We start from the raw sequence: 5,651 nt of genomic DNA, 5'->3' as shown, positions 1-5,651 counted from the left end.
TTTCATTTCTGACAATTCTTCCCTCATGTATATTGCCTTTCATGAAAAGAAAACGGCTGCAAACTCCTCATGACCGTTTCTTCAAGGCAATGTTCGGCAAAACTGCGGTAGTTTCCAGTTTCGTTAGATGGAAGCCCGGTTTCACCGGGCTTATTTTGGCTAGAGACGCCATTAATGGCGCCGAGAGGGGAATTAAACAAGGTACAGAAAAAGTTGTTTTCTATGCCGGTCTGTCGACTGAAAGGATCGCATATCTTCAAAAACAATCAAAGAAAAACAGTGGTGAAATTAACATGTAGATTTATAACTTATTCCCGACTATTTTCCGCTTCTAAGAAATCCCTGGCTGCGTTTAGGGACCGCTATAATCAGATAACTATCAAAAGAAAGTACTCTTAAATGGCAGGATTTTTGATGTGATTTAGTGTTATTGTTTATCCGCAACCACCGTTTAAACAGAGGCATTGTTATGAAAAATGTCCGATACTGTTTATTCGCCTTTGGTGCGAATCTGCTGATTGTTCTGGCTCTGTATCTTTTTTTTCCAAATTACCGGGAAGCAATTTTCTCAGAGGACCGTCTGATTGAAAATATCACTGCTGTATTGTATCTCTTTGTTTCGATCCTATGTACCATCTTTGCAATAAAATCCAGGCGATATAAGGTTGCATTGTCTGTAATCGGTGTTATCAGTTTTATCTGCTTTTTTGAAGAAGTAAGTTATTTTGAACGCATATTGAAACTGAACATGCCACGTTTCTTTGGAATAAAAATTGACGGTTTTCATGATCTTTTTTATTTCGCGTATAAGGCTGCTATCCACTTCAAAGCATCTCAACCCTCTCTTCTTTACCTGTTTTCCGGATTAGGTGCGGCAGCAGCAATATTTCTATTTTATAAATTAATACCGAAAGCGCGTAAAGCTCTTCAAGAAATGCATCCGGAATTTTCCATTCTTTTCTCATTTTTTCTCACCTGTATTACTTTGTCTCTCATTATTGATCTTGATATCATAGTAAATGATCTGCTTTTTGCATTTGAGGAAATGATTGAATTGAATGCTGCAGTTGCATTGATATTCTGCGGCATAAGTCTTTACGGACAAAATGCAGGGAAACAGCGCCGTTCCGGGATTGTAAAGACGAGGGGAGTGTCAGAAAAAAAATCCATCATCCCCGAAATTCAACAATAATGTTGAATTGAGTGGCCGTAGATAAAGCAGTTCCGGGGCTTAAGATCCCGGGAAACCAGACCGGGATAACTGTAGTTCTCTCACTAATTATTCACCATCATTCCAATAGAAAAAACAATACAAAACGCCAGCCAGAGGTACAGAAGTATGTTGTTGAGAATCTGCTCTGAAACAGATTGAGCCTCTTCCTTATTGTTTTCTTTCATCGCCTTTCTTTTGGTCTGTACGTGTCTGTAAATGGAGAAGAGAGTCCAGACAAGCAGTATCAGACCGGTGATCTTGATTAGAATTGCGGGAAGGTCCATAGTTTATCCTTTATCCTGTGAAAGGTTTGTGTCCTGGTGCGGAAGTCAATAATATTCGTTTGCCATGGTTATATATTGCTGCCGGTTTCATCGATATCAGGATTTTCCGGGGGAGGCAGGCTGATTTTTACCGCATTAAGCCGTCTTGATGCAATCTCCTGCCCATTCCAGAGAAGAACAAATTCATAATTTCCCTCTTCGGGAAGGGGCAGCCCATTGATATTACCCCCGATTTCAACTACTACTCTACGATTTTCCGGAGCCATCACTTCCCATGGCGGCATTTCCATGGAGAAAGGCCCGCCTTCCTTACGAAAAATAAGCTGCGCAGTGCCATTTGAGGCAACATCGGCAAGTGCCACATATATCGCGCAATTACCATGCTTGGATGGATAACTGGGACTGTTTATGGAACTGAACGTTCCTGCTAAAATGCTTTTACCTGAAGCTGCATCCCGATAGTAGTAATCGCAAATCACCATTGCTAAAACGATTGGTTTCATTGGAAAATCCGATATGAAATGGTTCCATTTCAGTGAATAGTTTCAGAGGACAGAAAACTCCTCATACCTCTTATTCCGCTATAAGCTGCTATAATATACTTAATAGAAACGTCTCATGGATTGTGATCAGCAGTATACGATATATCAGCCTTGATACCAATACCGGTATTGGAATAGGTGGAGAAGCTTTCGCAGGAACTACAGATTGGTGAGGAGATGATTGTTAGAAACCGATCATCATTCCCATAAAACAGGTATTCAGAAACAACTAAAACGACATATTATCCAGAGCACTACCAGATTGTGATGTAAACTATATTTATCAGGTGAAAAAATTACTGCTGCTGATTCTGATAACTGAAGCGGCGATGTGCAAATCGCTTGTCTTCCCGCCATATAAACACTCCTATGGGATAAGAAAAGCCACCCCGGCTCATCTCTTTATGTTCTTCGGACCAAGAACCAGGTTCGATGATCCTCAGGGATTAGCTACAACACGTCTTGAAACATGGGATGATCCCTCCACTGAAAAAGACGATGATGAGGTGGTAGTCTACGGTGTTAATTCCGGACAACATGAGATTATTTATAATACCTCCATGTGGGGTCTTGACTTATACGGAAAAAAAGGTTCCGGTGAGGGGCAGTTTCTTTTCCCCAAAGGAATTGCGGCTGATTCAAAAGGAAATGTGATCGTTGCTGATTCCGGAAATAACAGAGTGGTACATCTGTTTAATCCCAGATCCAAACTCAGATGGAAAGCTGCATATTATGCCAGAGAAAGCAGTGGTGGATTTAAGGGGCCTTCCAGAGTAGCTCTGGATGAAAAAGGGGATATCTATGTAGCTGACCAGGGTAACAGCAGAATTGTTATCCTCTCAAAAGATGGAGATGTAAAGCAGGCCATCCCTTCACATAACAAGTTTACCTTTGAAAACGGTCCTACTGCGCTTGCGATGGCCGATGGTTCTGCGAAGTGGAGCTTCTTCAGGAGAGAAAAGATCATTTTCTGTGCTGACAAAGGTGGAAAAAGAGTCTGGAAACTTGATTTAAACGGCAATGTTTTAAAAAAAACCAGTCTTCCTGACGGGTACAGCGCCTGTTACGGGGCAATTGATTATTACCACAATTACTGGATTACCGACAAGAACCGGCACTGCGTTCTTAAATTTGACCATGATCTTAATCTACTCGATATATTCGGATCCCATGGTACAGGAGACAACCAGTTTGTAGAGCCGCGAGGCATTACCATATATAAGAGATATGGTCAGGTGTTTATAGCCGAGCAGAAAGGGGCACAGTATTACTGGATCGGTACAGAATTAAAAAGTGCATCACTTAACTCTGCTCAAAACGTTCCATACGAACTGACAATAAAGGCAACAGAGTACAGCTTTGTTTCTCTTTTTTCTCTTAACGGAGCAGACACTGTTTACTATATGATCCGAAGAATGACGTTACCGCCGGTGTTTACTTTGCCTGTGTTAACTGAAAAGAAACTTGTTCCGGGAAATCAAGTAATTCTGAAAATAGAACCCACGTATTCATCGTACACATACAATGCGTGGTTTTATCCTGTCACAATTAATTAACCTGTTATTTTCGGGAGAGATGAGATGAGACTTCGGAAAGAAGAAATCAGCCGTAAACTTCTTCACCTTTTCGCGCTCGTGATGCCGATAGGGATATTCTATATGCCTAAATGGTCTATGCCTGATTATCTCCCTACAAGTCTTCTTGCCGTGTTTCTTGTAGGTTCAATAGTGGTTGAGACTCTGCGGTTCAGGATACCGGCGGTCCAGAAAGTCTTTTACCTTCTCTTTGGAAGCATGCTTCGTGAAGAAGAGTCATCTAAAACAACAGGTTCCACCTACGTTGTCGGTGCCGCACTTCTGTGCTCAATTCTTTTCCGCAATCATCCTCATATCTCCTTTATGGTATTAAGTCTTTTTATACTTGGGGATGCTGTAGCTGCAATAGTGGGGATCAGTATTGGAAGAATAAAAATAGGGAAGAAGAGTCTGGAGGGATCTGCAGCTTGTTTTCTGCTCTGTATCACTCTTTTTTACGGAGTTTTCCCGTTCGTCCCGGGACTTCTGGAACAGTGGGGAAACAGGGTGCCATTTCTCATAGTGCTTGTGACCTCATTTGCCATAACATTTTTCGAGCTCATTCCTCTGAAAATCACTCCCAAATTTACTATCAATGACAATCTGGCTGTGCCGGTGATAGCGGGATATACGATGCTTGGGTTGTCAGTTTTGCTGGGGATATAAATCAGAGCACTTCGATGGTAACCGGGAAGAGGATTTCCGCTGTGGCTCCTCTGAAGTACTTGTTATTATAAAGTGCTACCTTGCCATGATGGACATCCGCGATTCTTTTTACAAGGCTCAGTCCCAGGCCGTTTCTCTTTTTCAGAGTGGTAAAGAATGGTTCGAAGACTCTGTCCCGGATCTCATCCGGAATCCCTTCACCGTTGTCAATAATTTTGATGTAAAAGTGTTCATCGATTTCACCTGTATCCACTATTATCTCGGAACCCTCTTTGCTATGCTGCAATGCATTGCGTAAAAGTTCCTTTACAGCAAACTCAAGCAGCTCAGAATTGGCTTTGAAGGTCCCGCTGACAGTGCGGCTTTCGATAAAACGAACATTTAACTGAGTCCCTCCATTTATTTCCGGCCATCGGTTTACAACATCCCTGCATATGTCGCGGATAAGGTCAAATGAACTGGAGATCATCACCGCCGGCTCACCAAGCATCATAAGCTGTTGAATCAGACTGGAGATACGTTCAGTCTGCTGCAGGATCAGTTTTATGAGATGATTGTATTCGCTGGATTCACCAAGATCATTAAGCAGAGCGGAAGAGAGCGCATTAATGGCATTTAGCGGATTTCGTACCTCATGCGCTAATCCTGAGAAAAAAACCGGAAGCAGGGTTGGGTTGTTGGAGGAACTCAGTTCTTTTTTGTTTGATGTGATCCGCTCAAGTGCCAGGGAGACATGCCATCCAAGAATATCCATGATGCTCATGTCGGAACGATCAAAGTGTCTTTTTTCGGTGTCTGCTGTATATATGATTCCAAGAATCTCACCACTGTTGCTTATAAGAGGCATACAGATCAGTGATTTAAGATCGTCGTTATTTTCACCGAATAAAAACGGGAACTGTTCATTTAGCTTTCCATAGTGGATTGAGGGAGTGTATTTGCGGCAGATAAGGCTGGCAGAGTGCGTTGAAATAGAAAATCTTACCCCCTCGCTCATCTTTCCGTTTTGAAATCGGGCGCCGTAGGCGATCTCTGTCTTTACAAGAGATATACCGGCGATCGGCACCTTGAAAAGAGTTGCTATCTGGGCGGTAACATTGGTGCAGAGCACTTCATGTGACCACCACCTTGTGCGTAAAAGGGAACGAATGCTCTCGATTGCCGTGCAGCAACACGTTTTTTCACTGACTGATGGAACAGAATTAGTATTGTTAGTGTGTCCAGAACCAGCATCAGCAGAAAACCGGGAACAGTCTGCTCTCCCAGGAAATTTGTTTTTAGAGTTGTACATGACCTCTTTTTCTTGTCACAACCCGCAGCCTGTCACCCACAAATATATTAGTTCGATTACTCATGGTCAAGAAGTATCAGA

General features: G+C 42.4%; 8 protein-coding genes. 5 read left to right on the top strand and 3 right to left on the bottom strand.

Going from position 1 to position 5,651, the window contains the following annotated elements:
* Nucleotides 1-41 precede the first annotated feature (41 nt).
* A complete protein-coding gene (locus GX089_10940; GenBank protein NLP03003.1) occupies nt 42-299 on the top strand; it encodes a hypothetical protein in 258 nt (85 codons plus the stop codon).
* Between the two features lie 170 nt (nt 300-469).
* Entirely contained in the window at nt 470-1,192 is a 723-nt protein-coding gene (locus tag GX089_10935; GenBank protein NLP03002.1) for a hypothetical protein, read from the top strand.
* An 83-nt stretch (nt 1,193-1,275) separates the two neighbouring features.
* Here the strand turns inward: GX089_10935 and GX089_10930 are convergent, their stop codons facing one another.
* Nucleotides 1,276-1,497, bottom strand: a complete 222-nt coding sequence (locus GX089_10930) for a hypothetical protein (GenBank protein ID NLP03001.1) — start codon at nt 1,495-1,497, stop codon at nt 1,276-1,278.
* A gap of 68 nt (nt 1,498-1,565) precedes the next feature.
* The gene (locus GX089_10925; GenBank protein NLP03000.1) at nt 1,566-2,000 is read right to left on the bottom strand and encodes a hypothetical protein; all 435 of its coding nucleotides are present in this window, start codon (nt 1,998-2,000) and stop codon (nt 1,566-1,568) included.
* A 32-nt stretch (nt 2,001-2,032) separates the two neighbouring features.
* On the opposite strand from GX089_10925, the gene GX089_10920 reads away from it, so the two are divergent.
* The 3 genes from GX089_10920 to GX089_10910 all read left to right on the top strand — a co-directional run bounded on the left by GX089_10920 (nt 2,033) and on the right by GX089_10910 (nt 4,279).
* Nucleotides 2,033-2,212, top strand: a complete 180-nt coding sequence (locus GX089_10920) for a hypothetical protein (GenBank protein ID NLP02999.1) — start codon at nt 2,033-2,035, stop codon at nt 2,210-2,212.
* Nucleotides 2,213-2,326: 114 nt separating this feature from the next.
* Nucleotides 2,327-3,595, top strand: coding sequence for a hypothetical protein (locus GX089_10915; protein NLP02998.1), 1,269 nt, complete (start codon nt 2,327-2,329; stop codon nt 3,593-3,595).
* Nucleotides 3,596-3,619: 24 nt separating this feature from the next.
* Entirely contained in the window at nt 3,620-4,279 is a 660-nt protein-coding gene (locus GX089_10910; GenBank protein ID NLP02997.1) for a hypothetical protein, read from the top strand.
* A gap of 1 nt (nt 4,280) precedes the next feature.
* Here the strand turns inward: GX089_10910 and GX089_10905 are convergent, their stop codons facing one another.
* Nucleotides 4,281-5,570: a GAF domain-containing sensor histidine kinase gene (locus GX089_10905; protein ID NLP02996.1), complete on the bottom strand. Its 1,290-nt coding sequence runs from the start codon at nt 5,568-5,570 to the stop codon at nt 4,281-4,283.
* Between the last annotated feature and the right edge of the window lie 81 nt (nt 5,571-5,651).

This window comes from Fibrobacter sp. (assembly GCA_012523595.1).
Classification (GTDB): domain Bacteria; phylum Fibrobacterota; class Chitinivibrionia; order Chitinivibrionales; family Chitinispirillaceae; genus JAAYIG01.
Note: the sequence above shows the minus strand (reverse complement) of the source record. Positions and strands in the feature narration are given on the sequence as shown.